Here is a 15,282-nt window from a genome sequence, read left to right as displayed (position 1 = left end):
GCTCCTTCGCTATAGTTGATACCCGAAATGACAGTGATTTGCATACTCTACTGAGTATCGTAACACCATTCAGGTTTGACGCGGAAAACGGATATGCACACGCAGACCAGCAGGGGTAGTTTTATCATCGCCAGCAACAGAAATTTCATCTGTATGAACCTGATAATCCATATTATCGCTTTTGTGCGCATCCCCCAGGACGATGTTGCCTCCATGCAGAGTGACAATATCATACACAATGCATAAACCCAGACCGGTACCTCCCGGGTTCAACACACTGCTGGTGGCGGCACGGTAAAAGGGTTCAAATACTTTCTCACGCTCAGATACGGGTATGCCCGGCCCGCTGTCTTCAATTTCAACGATAGCCTGTCCATCCTGCGCAGACACGCGGAGGACAATGCGTCCCTGTTCTGGCGTGTAACGGATGGCGTTGTCGAGCAAGTTGCTGAGCATCTCATGCAGCAGCAGGGCTTGCCCCTTGAAAGGGACTTCATCATCTGCTTCCAGCGCCAAGTCGATCTGCTTGCGTACAGCGGGCATGGCCAGTTCGAGGCAAACCTGGCGTGCCAACTGGTTGAGTGACAAATCTTCCATTTCGGCAGCAGCTGTCCCGTGGCCAGTGCGTGCCAGCGTCAACAGCCGGTTTGCCAGATGCACTGTGGCGTCCGTGGTCTGGGCGATGCTTTGCACGATCTGGCGCATGGCAGCCGGATCGTTTTCGCGCAAGGCCAGTTCGGCCTGGGTTTTCAGGACTGTGAGCGGGGTACGCAACTGGTGTGAGGCATCCGCAATAAACCGCTTCTGCCCATTGATCAGTGTTTGCAGGCGCGCCATGTAACCATTCATGGCATTCACCAAGGGACGGATTTCCTTGTGGACCACGCTGGGATCAAAATCCGACAAATCGGTGGGCTCACGCGCTTCAACATCAGCACGCAACTGCATGATAGGGGCCAGCACAAAACGCAAGGCAACCCACACCATCAGCGCTACCGCCAGTACCAGAGCAGCCTGGCGCAGCAGGGTGTCGATCAATATCTTGCGTGACAGGCCATGGCGGGCGTCCAGGGTTTCGCCAACTTCAATCAAGGCGATACCCCGCATCTGGTCATCGTACACTGGCTGGTGCAAGGCTGCGATACGCACCGGCTGATCCTGATAATCGGCATGAAAAAAATGCACCAGTGCCGGGTAGATTTCTGAGCGCGGCACATTCTTGGGCAGATCTGGCAGGTCTTCATAGCCGGACACAAATTCACCATTGACGCCCGTGACCTTGTAATACAAACGCCCCAGGGTATCGGTTTCAAAACTGTCAAGCGCCACATAGGGTACGTTGGCCACCACCTTGCCATTGACGATCTCCACTCTTTCTGCCAGCGCCCTGGCCGAAGACAGTAAGGAGCGGTCATACGCCAGATCGGCTGCATCCAGTGCATTGCGATACACGGAAAAGGCATTCAGGGCGACCAGCAATACCAGTGGAATTAATAACCAGCGTAAAAACTGGCCTCGCAGACTGCCCAGGCGTTCTGACGTGGACATCAGTGCGCTTCCAGTAAATAGCCTATGCCACGCAGGGTCACGATCACCACTTTACCGGCACTGACGCCATCGAGTTTTTTACGCAGGCGATGGATATAGATTTCTATGGCATCCAGGTTCGCCTCGTCATCGAGGGCAAACACTTCATCAAACAGCTTGTCTTTGGAGACGGCCTGACCCGGACGGCTGATCAACGCTTCCAGCACCGCATATTCGCGCGGTGTCAGCGACAGCGGCTGGCTGTCATAATGAAATTGCCGTGTCACGGTATCAAAACTCAGAGAGCCACAAGTCAGGGTCACGGCTTCATTACCTTGCGAACGACGCAACAAGGCTTTAACACGCGCTTCCAGTTCAGCCAGTTCAAACGGTTTGGGCAAGTAATCGTCGGCACCGGAATTCAAACCCTGCACACGGTCATTCAAGCCACCACGGGCGGTCAGAATCAATACTGGCGTATTGCTGCCACGGGCACGCATGCGCTTCAATACTTCCAGCCCATCCAATTTCGGCAGACTGAGGTCAAGTATCACCAGCGCATATTCCTGAGTGTGCAGCAGGGCATCGGCATCAGCCCCGTTCATGGCTGTTTCCACCGTCAGATGAGCATCACGCAAGGCCTTGGCCAGCCAGTGGGATAACTCGATGTGATCTTCAACTAAAAGTATGCGCATACAGTGCCTATTCACTCCTGATTCCCGCTAGGCTACCAGCCTGATTCCAAGGCGTCACTATTTCTGTAACTATTTCTGACAAGAAAACTGCACGGTTTTCAACAAACGCATCGCAATCCTGGCATGCCTAAGCTAAGATAAGTTTATAAACTTCTATCTGATCAGGGTCTGTTAGCGATCAAATCAGCATGCGAAGGCGTTAGCCTTTGCATGTGGTGTAACACAGGAATACACGCAAATCACCAGTTCCCGGGGGATTTTCCTCAAAAGCCATCTCTCTCAAATAAATGAAATGAGTTCTAAAAATTTTGAGAATTCAATAACAGGAGGCTGGAATGACATCAATACTAACAAAGTTACTGCTTTGGCAAAAATTTGTACTATTGAGTGTAATAGCCCTGATTCTGACCGCCATTCCAACCGCTCTGTATTATCTGGAGTCATCCAAAAGTCTTGACGCTGCGCTGACTGAAAAACAGGGCTTGCCAGCCATGGCTCAGATTCTCCAGACTATACAATTGACACAACAACACAGAGCTTTGTCGGCACTGGTGCTGGGTGGTGTGTCCAGTGAAAAGGAGAAACGCGAAGCAAAACAAAAAGAAGCCGATGCTTCTTATTCTGTCATGGCCGCTATTGTCAAAGATACCAACAACAAAGCCATCATCGATGCATGGAACAAGGCCGGGCAAGACTGGAATACCTTACGTGAGCAAGTTTCCAAAGCCAGTATCACTGTGCCTGCCAGTTACCAGGCCCACAGCGCCCTGATACCCAAACTACTTCTGGTGAATGACCTTATAGGCGACTATTATGGCCTCAGCCTCGACCCCAACATAGACAGTTATCAGTTGATACAGGCGATGTACTACGTTCAGCCCTATCTGACTGAAGAACTAGGGCGCATGCGCGCCAAGGGTGCTGGTTTGCTGGCTAAAAAAGAAGCCACGCTGGAAGACAAGATGATCGTGTCTGATCTCATAGCCCGTTCCAATGACCGCACTCAGCAAATGAATAATTCTTTTAATAAGGCAATGCTAAGCAATCCGGATATCGAGAAAAGGCTCGGTGCCGTCATGAAGGAAGCCATGGCACAAGCCACAGGGGCAATGACGCTCGCCGGTGAAAAAATTGCCAAGGCCGAGGCCATGGAGTTTTCATCGGTGGACTATGTGCAGGTGACTACCCGGGCTATAGATAGCCAATTCCAGTTAAATGCCGATGCAAGCAAGGAATTGCACAATATGCTGGAACGACGCGTCAGTAATCTCTATCAACTCAGGTGGACCGTGATCATTGCCATGTTGACGCTGATCTGCATGGCTGGTTTGTTTGCCAGAGCAATAGCTCACTCGGTCAGTATCCCCTTGGAACAAGCCATCACGGTTGCCCAGCATATTGCTGGTGGCGACCTGCGTTTTCCCGCCACTCCCCATGGTCACAATGAAACTGGACGCCTGTTACAGGCTCTGGAAGACATGCGCGTCAGTCTGACAGGTATAGTCGGCAACGTCAGGGACAGTGTAGTGAATATCAATAATGGTACGCATGATATTGCCAGGGGCAATGTAGATTTGTCGGCCCGCACCGAAACCCAGGCTTCCAGCCTGGAAGAAACTGCCTCGTCCATGGAACAGATGACAGGCACAGTCAAACAAAATTCCGACAGTGCCAGACAGGCCAATCAACTCGTCATTGATGCCAGCAAGGTCGCAACCGATGGGGGTGATATTGTCAACCGGGTTATTCATACCATGGAAGCCATCAATAACAGTTCCCGCAAAATTTCTGACATTATCGGCGTGATTGACGGGATTGCCTTCCAAACCAATATCCTGGCCCTGAATGCCGCAGTGGAAGCCGCCCGTGCTGGCGAACAAGGCCGTGGCTTCGCCGTCGTCGCCACCGAAGTCAGAAACCTGGCACAGCGCAGTGCCACCGCAGCCAGGGAAATCAAGACCCTGATCAGTAGCAGTGTAGAGCAAGTAAATGCCGGTAATGAACTGGCTGGCCATGCCGGTAAAGCCATGACTGACATCGTTGCCAGCGTTAAACGCATCACCGAGATCATGTCAGAAATAGTTACCGCCACAGTCGAACAAAGCACAGGTATAGAACAAATCGACCATGCGATCACCCAGATGGATGAAATGACCCAGCAAAACGCCGCATTGGTAGAACAAGCCGCTGCAGCGGCGGAAGGCTTACAGGAACAATCGCAGACACTGGTGCAGGCTGTCAGCGTATTCAAGCTGTAACGACATTTCGATCCTAAGGATATTCACTGGGTACTTTAGAATTTCTCACTTCATGGAATTTGAAAAAATCACAGCTTGACGTAAATCAGTTCTGATGAAATCACTTTTGCGTTCTGAGTCAAAGATCGGCGAACACGCATTCCAACGCAAAAAACTCCATAAGCACAAATACTGTAGGCAAACTGAAAGCTATCCGGCTCTATGCTCCCTTACAAAAAAAATTATGGAGACTCCCCATCATGAAGCCTATACGCCTCAGTTTCTTTCTGTTCGTCTGTTTTATTTGTCCAGGCCTTGCCAGAGCAGAAGGCAAAATCGTCATAGGTCAATCGGTAGAATTATCCGGTCAGGCCACCGGCAAAGAAAACCGCGAGGGTGCACAGCTATATTTCGACACGTTGAACCGTCAGGGCGGCATCGACGGCAAAACCATAGAATTCATCAGCTACGACGACAAACGCGACCCGGTACTGACCAAAGCAAATACCCTCAGACTCATCAATGAAGACCATGCCATTGCCTTGTTCGGATACCGCAGCACCCCCACCATAGAAGCGATATTCCCACTCCTGCAAAAATATGCAATACCTTTGATTGCCCCTTTTTCCGGTGCACAAAGCCTGCATCATCCTTTGCAAGCGCAGGTGTTCAATCTACGCGCCAGCTACCAGGATGAGGCATCCAAGATGGTAGCCTCGCTGACCGACCTGAAAATCAACAAGGTAGCGATCTTGCACCAGGATGACAGTTTCGGTAAAGATGGCTTGAACGACTTTGTCAGCAACTTGGGCAAGCAAAACATGCGCGCCACTGTAATTGCCAAATATGACAGAAAAGAAATGAAAGTTGATACTGCGGTTGCAACAATTGCTGCGGCTGCACCGCAAGCGGTATTAATGGCTTGCACCCCGGCTGCTTGCGCCGACTTCATCAAACAAATGCAGAAATTGGGGCAAAAACCGCAATTTCTGATGCTGTCAAATGTTAATTCTGATGATTTCTTTAAGTCCCTGGGGTCAGAAGGGCGTGGTATCGGCGTTATGCAAGTCATGCCCTACCCGCGTGATATAAGCATACCAGTGGTCAAGGAACTGCAAAAAGCACTGAAAACCAGTAAAAATCCCCCGCCTTTGTCCTATGCTGTATTGGAAGGTTATGTCGCCGCCAAATTAACGGCCGAAGCCTTGCGTCGCGCAGGTCGTAATCCAGACTCAAAGAAATTGCTGCAGACGCTGGAAAGCATGCGCAATGTGGATCTGGGAGGTGTACATGTCAGTTACGATCCCAAAGACCATGATGGCTCACATTTTGTAGAGTTGATTATTGTCGGTAAAAATGGCGTTATATTACGTTAAGCGAAGAACTCATTTCCGTCCTGTTGATGAAATGAGTTCTGAAATTTGTGAAAGCGTACTGAAAGATTCAATTCGGTATGATCCATGTAACCCATCCATATGGTCTTATCATGCAACTCCGGTGTACACATTTGACATTCTTGCTAAGCAGTCTGCTTGCCTGCCTGCCTGTGGTCGCGGCAAAGCCGGTCGCGGTTACAGATAAACCAGAAATGGCCACATGCATAGTCCCGGCAAAACCCGGTGGCGGGATGGACCTGACTTGCAAGCTGGCTCAAGCAGTCACTAGCAGCCAGGCGATGCAGATAAATTATCTGCCTGGCGGCGTAGGTGCCATCGCCTGGACCACCATCATTTCGCAAAGAAAAGCCGAAGCAAATACCCTGATTGCCTATTCTGGCGGCTCGCTGCTGAATCTGGCGGAAGGCAAGTTTGGCAAATCTGATGCCAGCAATGTGCGCTGGGTGGCCGCCATCGGTACTGATTACGGCATGATCGCCGTACGCAAGGATTCCCCTTACAAAAACCTGCGCGAACTGATGGATGCCATCAAGAGCAAGCCTTCGCAAATTTCCATCGGTGCCGGTGGCACAGTCGGCAGCCAGGATTGGCTGAAGATGGCACAAATCGGAAAACAGGTAGGTATTGATTCAAAAACCATGCGCCTGGTCGCGTTTGAAGGCGGCGGCGAGTCATTTACCGCACTGCTGGCTGATCATGTACAGGCCGTATCCGGTGACGCTTCTGAAGCCAGCCTGCATGCCCGCGATGACAAAATACGCGTGCTCGCAATATTGTCCGATGCCCGTCTGCCCGGCGCGCTGGCGAATGTGCCAACTGCACGTGAACAGGGCTTTGACGTAACCTGGCCAATTATCCGTGGTGTCTACATGGGCCCACAGGTCAGCGACAAGGACTATCAAAAATGGGTCAGCTATTTCCAGCAAGCCATGCAAACCCCGGCCTTTGATGAACAAAGAAAAACCCACGGCCTGTTTCCTTTCGCCATGACCGGCAAAGAACTCACCGAATACATCAACAAGGCGGTCAACAATTACCGTCTGCAGGCAAAAGAATTTGGCATGGTGCGATAAAACAATGCTTGCAACATAACGACAAATGATCTGGCAGTATCTAACCCAAACAAATAACAGGAGAAGACAAATGAAAGCAATAAATTATTTCGTCAAGAGCATGGCTGCAATCGCTGTTGGCGGCATCATGATGGCGAACGCGCAAGCCCAGGTCCCGGCTGGCTACCCAGCCGACTACAGCAAGGTCGTTGACGGTGCAAAGAAAGAGGGGAAGCTGGTCATCTATAGCACCACTGATACCAAGGCCGTAGAATCGCTGATCAAAGATTTCCGCAACATGTATCCGGATGTACAGGTCGAATACAATGACATGAATTCCACCGAAGTCTATAACCGCTATATTTCTGAAATGGCAGCTGGCGGCAACAGCGCAGACCTGATGTGGTCGTCCGCCATGGATTTGCAAACCAAGCTGGTATCTGACGGTTACGGCATGGTGTATGCATCACCAGAAATCAGCGGCATACCAAAATGGGCAATCTGGAACAATGCTGCTTACGGCACCACTTTTGAGCCTGCGGTTTTTGTCTACAACAAGCGCCTGGTCAGTGCTGACGAAGTACCAAAGACCCACGCTGAATTTGCCAAGATCATCAATAGCAAACTGGATAAATTCAAGAACAAGGTCACCACCTATGACATCGAAAAATCTGGCGTAGGTTTCATGTTCATTACGCAGGACAGCCGCGAAAACAAGGAATTCTGGGAACTGGCCAAGGCCTTCGGTAATGCCGCTGTACGCGTACAGTCTTCCACTGGCACCATGCTGGAACGCATTTCTTCCGGCGAGAACCTGCTGGGTTATAACATCCTTGGTTCTTATGCGCTGGTACGTGCAGCCAAAGATCCATCCATCGGTGTACAGATCCCGAAAGATTACACGCTGGTGCTGTCACGCGTGATGTTCATCAGCAAAGCGGCCAAACATCCAAATGCGGCCAAACTGTGGCTGGATTACACGCTGTCCAAACGCGGTCAGACCATGATTGCGAATGAAGCCAGGCTGTATGCCATACGCGCTGATGTCAAGGGTGAAACCACTTACTCTGACCTGGCAAAACTCATCGGTATCGGCCTCAAGCCTTTGCCTGTCAACCCGATGTTGCTGCAATACCTGGATCAAGCCAAACGCCTCGCTTTCCTCAAGCAGTGGAAAGAAACTGCAGGCAAAAAATAAGCCTGGGGCACAGTGCATACTTTAAGTTGCACTGTGCCAATCATCTCTTCAGGTGGACCTTTTTTTCCACCCAATCTATTTAGTATTTCGACTGAATCTCAACCCTTGATATTGGGCCAAGCATGAGCACCCTGAGTCTACCTCCGCGTGGCAGATGGTCACAACTGAACTGGCCGCGCGGCCTGGTTGTGACACTGACACTGCTGGCGATTTTTACGCCACTGTCATTAATACTGTTCCAGAGTTTTTTGAATGCACCTTTCTTTTCTCCGGTAAAAGAACTGGGCCTGGATTCTTATCGTTTCATTTTTGATGACCCTGACTTTCGCCAGGCGTTCTGGAATGGCCTGATCCTGGCGTCTGGCCTGGCTGTCATTGCCGTCCCGCTGGGTGGCTTGCTGGCCTTCCTGATGATACGTACTGACTTGCCAGGACGTAGCTGGATAGAACCCATGCTACTGGTCCCAATTTTTGTCTCCCCCATGGTGATGGGCTTCGGCTATGTAGTGTCGATGGGTCCGGTTGGTTTCTATACTTTGTGGGTGAAACAACTGACCGGTGTTGAACCTTGGAATATCTATTCCTTCTTCAGCATCGTCCTGATTGCCGGCCTGACCCACGTGCCGCACGTTTATCTGTATTCATCTGCTGCGCTGAAAAGCCTGGGTTCGGATGTGGAAGAAGCAGCCCGGGTAGCTGGTGCCTCACCTTTCCAGGTGGCGCTGCATGTATCCCTGCCTATGATCATGCCAGCGCTCGCCTTTGCTGCCGTGCTGGTGTTTTTCCTGGGGTTTGAAGTCTTCGGTCTGGTACTGGTACTGGGTGATCCGGAAGGTCATCTGGTATTGGCAACTTATCTGTACAAGCTGACCAATAAACTCGGCACGCCGTCCTATCATCTGATGGCAGCGGCGGCTGTCTGTCTGGTGGCGGTCACCATGCCACTGGTGATGGTGCAGCGCTGGCTATTGAAATCGGCCAATAAATATGTATCGATCAAGGGTAAGGGTTCACGCCAGAAACCACTGCCGCTGGGTAAATGGAAATGGCTGGCCTTTGCCGTACTGGCAGCATGGCTGATCTTTACCATCGTCTTGCCGCTGTCCGGCATCATCTTGCGTGCCTTTGTTTCGTATTGGGGTGAGGGCGTGAAACTGGCCGATGTGGTCACGCTCCAGCATTTCCGCGACATCCTGGAACAGCCTTCACTGATGCGCGGCATTTTCAATACCGTGCTGATCGGTATCATCGGGGGTGCACTGGCCGTGATCTGTTATGCCGGTATTGCCCTGGCCATGCACCGCAAGCCGGATGGCATTACCCGCCTGCTGGACTATAGTGTGCTGGTACCACGTGCCATTCCTGGTTTGCTGGCTGGTTTGTCCTTCCTCTGGGTATTCCTGTTTGTACCAAGCTGGCTGGAAGGTGGCCTGAAAAATTTTGACAATGCCTTCTGCATCTGGCTGATCGAGAATGTCATTCCACAATTGCGAGCCTTGCGTTCCACCATCTTCTCGGTCTGGATTGCTTATTCCGTGGTGTGGATGGCGTATGGCCTGCGCCTGATTTCCACCGCCCTGTTGCAAGTCGGACCAGAACTGGAAGAAGCAGCCCGTGCCGTTGGTGCCAGCCGCAGCCAGGTGACACGTGATGTCACACTGCCGCTGGTCAAATACGGTTTGCTGGGTGCCTGGCTGATGATATTCCTGATTTTTGAACGTGAATATTCAACCGGCGTATATCTGCTGTCGCCGGGTACAGAAGTGATCGGTGCACTGATCGTGTCATTGTGGGCTGGTGGTTCGGTTGATCTGGTGGCGGCTTTGTCCTTCATCAATATCACCCTGGTCGCTATCGGTCTGGGTCTGGCATTGCGCTTTGGCGTCAAGCTGAGCCACTAAGTTGTTCACCCTCTGCTACCCGTCAACACGACACACTATAAAAACGAGAGAACATTATGTCTGAACTGAGCGTACAAAATTTAACCCTGGAATATGGTTCCGGCGCAACCGCCAACCCTATCCTGAAAGGGGTATCCATGAATTTGCAGCGTGGCGAAGTGGTCGCCCTGCTGGGTCCTTCGGGCAGCGGCAAAACCACCTTGCTGCGTGCTGTGGCAGGCCTGGAATCGCCCAAGACCGGTACCATCACCCTTGCTGAACGAGCCATCTTTGACGGTGCCAAAGGGCTGGAAGTACCTGCCGAACAACGCAACCTGGGGCTGGTGTTCCAGTCGTATGCGCTATGGCCACACAAAACCGTTTTTGACAATGTGGCCTATGGCCTGAAATTGCGCAAATTGAATACCACCGATATCGCCGCCAAAGTCAAGGATGTGCTGGGTCAGTTGGGCCTGGGCCATCTGGGCGAGCGCTTCCCGCACCAGTTGTCCGGCGGCCAGCAACAACGTGTCGCCATCGCCCGGGCGTTGGTGTACAACCCGCCGGTCATCCTGCTGGATGAACCACTGTCAAATCTGGATGCCAAACTGCGTGAAGAGGCGCGTGCCTTCCTGCGTGAACTGATCGTCACACTGAACCTGTCGGCGTTGATGGTGACACATGATCAGGGTGAAGCGATGGCAATTTCAGACCGCATTCTATTGCTGAATAACGGTGTGATTGAACAGCAAGGCACGCCGCAAAGCATGTATGAAACACCAAACACCCTGTTCACTGCCGAATTCATGGGCAGCAATAACAAATTGAAAGGTAAGGTCGTACAGCGCGACGGCGACACGGCCACCATACAGACCAAAGGAACCCAGTTGAAAGCTACCGTACGCGGTAAAAATCTGGGGGAAGAAGTAACCGCCATCATTCGTCTGGAAAAAGTCAAAATTGCTGACAGTCAGACAGAAAATGCTATCAAATTGCCGCTGACCACCTGCATGTACCTGGGTGACCGCTGGGAATGCCTGTTCGGCCACGCCGAAGATGGCTTGCGTGCCTATTCACCGTTCAAACTGGATCAAGGCGAATACTACCTGCAAATGGATGCAGACAAGCTCTGGCTCTATTAAACAGAACTGCACCACGTACATAGCCCCCGTGCTGCCATGCAGCTACGGGGGTTTTTCATTTTCATTATTATGAACAGAAAAATTTACGCGACGTTTACGATGCAAGCCCCGTTTTTTTAGAGAAACTTTATACCTCAACTGCTAATCTTGAACTGTGTCAAACAGCCAGAGATTATCCATGAATCAGCATACCAGGGTGTCATCGTCAACACGCTATAATTATCTTGACGAAGATTTTACCGATGCCTTGCAAACATCAAAGCGGGAAAAATTTCTGTTCGAAGATGCAGATGAGCGCGGGCAAAGCAGCAAACTTGTGCCGACCATCATCAGTTATCGCAAGACCCCGGCATTGAAACAGGACGATTTCATCATGCGTATTACGGTGGATGCCGCTGCTATCACGGAACTACGTCATCTGATACTCAGAAATTGTGGTGACCTGGTGCTTTTCATGCGAGTGAAACCTGTCGATCATGCCAGCAAAATGAAGGTCTGGCTGTGTCTGAGAAAGTCATCAGTAGACACCATCATCAGCCATATCGTGCGCGCCTTGCCCAAGGCAGAATTCGGCAAGATTACACCTTTGCTGCCTGCCTGAGACTAGTTCGGGCCATTTGATCAATCGTCTCTCCAACTATCATTTTCCAACTATCAATTTCCAACCATCATGTCCCTATTTGAAGGTATCTGGGTTCCGCTCGTCACGCCATTCCGGCAAGGCAGACCCGATTATGAAGCAGCACAGCAACTTGCCCAGCAACTGATATTGGCTGGCGTACATGGCTTGGTAGTCTGCGGCACCACCGGCGAAGCAGCCTGCCTGAGCGAGCAAGAGCAGACACACATGCTGGCCGCCATACTGGAAGTGGCAAAAAATACCTGCCCGGTGTTGATGGGTATAGGTGGCAGCGATACACGCACGCTGGTTGAAAAAGTCAGCCGTCATGACGACCCGCGCCTGACCGGATTTCTGGTCAGCGCACCAGCTTATGTACGTCCGTCTCAAGAAGGGATACGCCTGCATTTTGATGCCCTCGCCACAGCCACTGAAAAAGCACTGGTCTTGTACAACATCCCCGCCCGCACTGGCGTAAATATTGACCTGGGTACCTGCATCACCTTGCAAAAACACAGCAATATCATCGCTATCAAAGAGTCAGCTGGGCTTGCCACGCAATTATCCGGTTTGATCAACTGCACCAGCCTGAAGGTGTTGTGCGGAGATGATACCCTGCTGTTTGATGCCCTGGGGCTGGGTGGGCACGGTGCCATTTCTGCCGCCGCCCATGTGCGGCCAGATTTGTTTGTTGCCTTGTATGAACTCATGCGTGCAGCCCGTTATGCAGAAGCAAAACTGTTGTTCGAACAATTGCTACCCTTGATACGCCTGCTGTTTTCAGAATCCAATCCGGCACCGGTCAAGGCGGCACTGGCCTTACAAGGTTATATACATGAAGAACTGCGACTGCCGATGACGCCTATGTCGCTGGCAGGAAAAACCAGGCTGGCAGATGTACTTGACAATCTGGCACAGGTATCCGCGCATTGCCCACGCCAGCCGGCAGTCAAGGACAATCGCGGCCAGGCAGTGCTTAAATTACTGAGCTGAATTTTGAGCTGATACGCATTTTTCGACCTTCATTTTTCCATCAAATACCATGATTATCACCATTGCCAACGGCGCCGGTGGCGCGGCCAAATCAATACTCGCAGATAACCTTGCAACCCTGAGAACACTTGCTGGTCACAAGGTCATTCTGCTGGACAATGATCCCCAGCTATCCTCGTTGAAATGGAGTTGTGAAAGGCGCAGCAATGGACATCCTGTTCCCATTGCTGCCAGAAAGATCAGCGGCAAGGGCTTGCAACCTGAACTGGAGAACTTACGCTGCCATTACCAGGACATCGTCATCGACAGTGCATCCCGCGATTGCATGGGCAGCCGCTCGGCCTTGCTGGCTGCCCATGTAGCTGTGATTGCAGTTGACCTGGATCAGCTGGATCAGTTGCATGAAGAAGAACTGTTGATCCGCGTGGAAAAAGCATGTGCTTACAATCCCGGCTTACGCATTCTGGTGGTCATGACTTCGGTCCAAATGCAACCTTCGTCTGAAAAAATTGCCCTTGTACGCAATTTTTCACAAAAATTCAGATCTGCTCAATTATTCTCCAAAGTGATTCATTCCGGCTATGCGTTACAACTAGCCTATCGTGATGGCTTGTCGATCAGCGAATATCTGCCAGCGGATCACCTGGCTGTTGCGGGTATGCAGGAATTATTTGGTGCCGTGTTTGCGACACATTGAAACCTGTTTCGCCAGTCCATGTTTCCTTTCTTTATGGCCTTGCTGATAGTACTCAAACCGCAAGCTCAGGCCACTCCGGCAAATGCGGTCACAGGCTGTGGCCGCCTGCTGGTGTATTAGGAATAAAACATGCTGTTAAGTCTGATCTCTACCAATGATGCCAGCTTGCTACCCGGCCTCGCCACGGCCATCGCACAACGTCGCGCCCGCGCAGGCAGGAACGTCTTATTACTGACACAGTGCATGCGGGACAGGCAGCCCAACCAATACAAAAGAAATCTTGAAAACAGGATGTGGCAGGCAAGAGAAATGAAAATCGCCGCCGCCATCCGAAGCTTTCACACAGACGCTTTAACGGCTGAAATCACGACCGCCAGCTACGCCCATTACGATATCATCACGGAATTGCAGCAGTCACAATCAGCTGATGCTGCCGACCTTTTACGTGCAAGCGAGATGCTGGTTTTTCACATCCAGACTGCACTGTGGAATCGCGACAGACAGACGCGAATGATGCAATGCATACGCATCGCATGTGAAACCAAACTTCAGTTACCCATACTGGTCATACTTGATGATGTCGACAGCAAGCTGGGGCAAGATCTGCTCAACAAGCTGGCGCGGCAATTGAACAATGTCCGTTTCTTGTTGGCCAGTACATCTCTCGATCTGACACTGGATAGCATCTATAAAAGCATATTTCTTCCCGCTGCAATATCCGCTTGAATAGCCTGAAGCCCGGATCATGGTGATCCGGGCTTCAGGGTTACAACATATCAGAAATATCAGAAAGTTTTACTGACTGTCACAACCAGTGCTGTCTTGCCCAGGAACTTGCCATTGGCTGGCGATGCATAAGCAACCTCACCGGCATTCGTACCGATAACGGCCACGGCACCTGTAACGATACCAAAATCCTTGGTAAGGCCCAGTTTCCAGTCGGTGTAACTGGAGGCACCATTGTTTTTCACCTCTTGACGACCGGCATGCAAATTCAGGGTCAGGCCGCTGCTGATGTTGCCGATATCAATATTCGCGCCCAGATCCAGATAGCCACTATTTTTGCTGTCGGCAAAACCGAACAGATTGGTGACAGAATGCGAATATTTGGCATAGGCAGGGCCATAGGATAACTGTCCATAAATTTCTGTGGTGTTGGCATTGACTGCCAGGCCGTTTGATGGATAGACATAGCTCAATACGCCGACATCATACGCGACATCCTTACTGATTTCGCCGCGTTTGCCGGCGTAAAGGTCGATTTCTACATCGCCTCCACCGCCTGCATCTTTGGTCCATTTGATGCTGGATGCCCAGGTGCCTGCATAAAAACCGCTGGGATTGTGGGTGTAGTCAGCACCGCCTTGCAAGGCGGGTTGCAAGCGGGTCTGGGAAATGCCGCGATAACGATAATCGGATGTGACGGCGGCATTGAAACTGACTTCATTGTCAGGCTTGGCGTCTTCTGCAGCGACGATACCGGTGAAAAATGCGCTGCTGATGGCGGCTGCCATGATCAATTTCTTCATATTACTTCCTCTCATTGTTAAGAACGTATTGACGATCTGTAGCGAGCGAACGTCAGTGGGGTCAGGGTAACTACGTGCAGCGCAAAAAGCGGAATGTACTTTAGTACATGAGCATTTTGAGCAGCGCATGAGCCCCGATCACGATCGCGCAGTAAGATCGTAAACACGTTCTAAGGACGGTTCGTCCTGGTTGGTGCTGGTGTCACTTCTGCCACTTGTGGGCATCTCGATGACATCAGGCACATTAAAATCCATGTCTTACAAAATTCAGCGCGCAAGAATCCCACCAGCGAGCAAACAACATTGCCGGTCACTG

Annotated in this window: 13 protein-coding genes; 10 read left to right on the top strand and 3 right to left on the bottom strand. The window is 51.1% G+C overall.

Features of this window, described 5'->3' with window-relative positions:
• Window positions 1-69 precede the first annotated feature (69 nt).
• The gene (locus tag AC1RVX_RS02835; RefSeq protein ID WP_493215051.1) at window positions 70-1,548 is read right to left on the bottom strand and encodes a sensor histidine kinase; all 1,479 of its coding nucleotides are present in this window, start codon (window positions 1,546-1,548) and stop codon (window positions 70-72) included.
• On the bottom strand, window positions 1,548-2,222 hold the full coding sequence (locus AC1RVX_RS02830; RefSeq protein ID WP_493215050.1) for a response regulator: 675 nt from the start codon (window positions 2,220-2,222) through the stop codon (window positions 1,548-1,550). Before AC1RVX_RS02830 ends, AC1RVX_RS02835 begins: the two co-directional genes overlap by 1 nt.
• Before the next feature lie 335 nt (window positions 2,223-2,557).
• Between AC1RVX_RS02830 and AC1RVX_RS02825 the strand changes: the two genes are divergently transcribed.
• The 10 genes from AC1RVX_RS02825 to AC1RVX_RS02780 all read left to right on the top strand — a co-directional run bounded on the left by AC1RVX_RS02825 (window position 2,558) and on the right by AC1RVX_RS02780 (window position 14,163).
• Window positions 2,558-4,480 carry a methyl-accepting chemotaxis protein gene (locus AC1RVX_RS02825; protein WP_493215049.1) on the top strand — a complete coding sequence of 641 codons (1,923 nt, stop codon included), beginning with the start codon at window positions 2,558-2,560 and terminating at the stop codon, window positions 4,478-4,480.
• 239 nt (window positions 4,481-4,719) lie between these two features.
• Window positions 4,720-5,835 (top strand): ABC transporter substrate-binding protein, encoded by a 1,116-nt coding sequence (locus tag AC1RVX_RS02820; RefSeq protein WP_493215048.1) that lies wholly within the window; start codon window positions 4,720-4,722, stop codon window positions 5,833-5,835.
• Between the two features lie 131 nt (window positions 5,836-5,966).
• Window positions 5,967-6,929 carry a Bug family tripartite tricarboxylate transporter substrate binding protein gene (locus AC1RVX_RS02815; RefSeq protein WP_493215047.1) on the top strand — a complete coding sequence of 321 codons (963 nt, stop codon included), beginning with the start codon at window positions 5,967-5,969 and terminating at the stop codon, window positions 6,927-6,929.
• Window positions 6,930-7,029: 100 nt separating this feature from the next.
• Window positions 7,030-8,106 carry an ABC transporter substrate-binding protein gene (locus AC1RVX_RS02810; RefSeq protein ID WP_493215156.1) on the top strand — a complete coding sequence of 359 codons (1,077 nt, stop codon included), beginning with the start codon at window positions 7,030-7,032 and terminating at the stop codon, window positions 8,104-8,106.
• A gap of 122 nt (window positions 8,107-8,228) precedes the next feature.
• Window positions 8,229-10,007: an ABC transporter permease gene (locus tag AC1RVX_RS02805; RefSeq protein ID WP_493215046.1), complete on the top strand. Its 1,779-nt coding sequence runs from the start codon at window positions 8,229-8,231 to the stop codon at window positions 10,005-10,007.
• 56 nt (window positions 10,008-10,063) lie between these two features.
• Window positions 10,064-11,128, top strand: a complete 1,065-nt coding sequence (locus tag AC1RVX_RS02800; RefSeq protein ID WP_493215045.1) for an ABC transporter ATP-binding protein — start codon at window positions 10,064-10,066, stop codon at window positions 11,126-11,128.
• Window positions 11,129-11,306: 178 nt separating this feature from the next.
• A complete protein-coding gene (locus AC1RVX_RS02795) occupies window positions 11,307-11,729 on the top strand; it encodes a hypothetical protein (RefSeq protein ID WP_493215044.1) in 423 nt (140 codons plus the stop codon).
• A gap of 69 nt (window positions 11,730-11,798) precedes the next feature.
• Window positions 11,799-12,740: a 4-hydroxy-tetrahydrodipicolinate synthase gene (gene dapA, locus AC1RVX_RS02790; protein ID WP_493215043.1), complete on the top strand. Its 942-nt coding sequence runs from the start codon at window positions 11,799-11,801 to the stop codon at window positions 12,738-12,740.
• A 49-nt stretch (window positions 12,741-12,789) separates the two neighbouring features.
• A complete protein-coding gene (locus AC1RVX_RS02785; RefSeq protein WP_493215042.1) occupies window positions 12,790-13,437 on the top strand; it encodes a nucleotide-binding protein in 648 nt (215 codons plus the stop codon).
• 129 nt (window positions 13,438-13,566) lie between these two features.
• On the top strand, window positions 13,567-14,163 hold the full coding sequence (locus tag AC1RVX_RS02780) for a hypothetical protein (RefSeq protein ID WP_493215041.1): 597 nt from the start codon (window positions 13,567-13,569) through the stop codon (window positions 14,161-14,163).
• Window positions 14,164-14,222: 59 nt separating this feature from the next.
• Here the strand turns inward: AC1RVX_RS02780 and AC1RVX_RS02775 are convergent, their stop codons facing one another.
• Window positions 14,223-14,966 (bottom strand): TorF family putative porin, encoded by a 744-nt coding sequence (locus AC1RVX_RS02775; protein ID WP_493215040.1) that lies wholly within the window; start codon window positions 14,964-14,966, stop codon window positions 14,223-14,225.
• Between the last annotated feature and the right edge of the window lie 316 nt (window positions 14,967-15,282).

The sequence above is a fragment of the Undibacterium sp. GW821-FHT11B02 genome, from assembly GCF_058808955.1.
Note: the sequence above shows the minus strand (reverse complement) of the source record. Positions and strands in the feature narration are given on the sequence as shown.